Raw genomic sequence first — 461 nt, 5'->3', positions numbered from 1 at the left:
CTGCGTCTCGTTTTGGTGCCGGCATTGGCGTTGGCGTTGGCGTTGGGCGGTGACTGCCTGGCCGACATCGCGCTGCTCCGGGCCGAGCCGGGGGTCTATGGCCGGGTCGCCTCGGACCCGACGGTGTCACGGACCATCGACGTCTTGGCCGCCGATACCGAGGCGTCGCTGAAAGCGATCGACACCGCCCGCGCGAAGGCCCGGGCCACCGTGTGGGCGCAGGCCGGTGACCGAGCCCCTGACCACGCCATCGATGCCGAGCAGCCGCTGGTCATCGATGTCGACGCCACCCTGGTCGGGTCGCACTCGGAGAAGGAACAGGCGAAGCCGACGTTCAAACGCGGGTTCGGGTTCCACCCGTTGTGTGTGTTCGTCGACCACGGTGGTCTCGGGACAGGGGAGCCGTTGCAGATCGCGCTGCGAGCGGGGAACGCCGGCTCTAACACCGCCCAAGACCACAT

Annotated in this window: 1 protein-coding gene; it reads left to right on the top strand. The window is 68.5% G+C overall.

All coding sequences use genetic code 11. The features are described 5' to 3' along the window. A partial coding sequence (locus tag ACU8YE_RS25040) for a transposase (RefSeq protein WP_446930254.1) occupies positions 1–461 on the top strand: 461 nt, incomplete at both ends.

The sequence above is a fragment of the Ralstonia sp. VS2407 genome (assembly GCF_052950655.1).
Note: the sequence above shows the minus strand (reverse complement) of the source record. Positions and strands in the feature narration are given on the sequence as shown.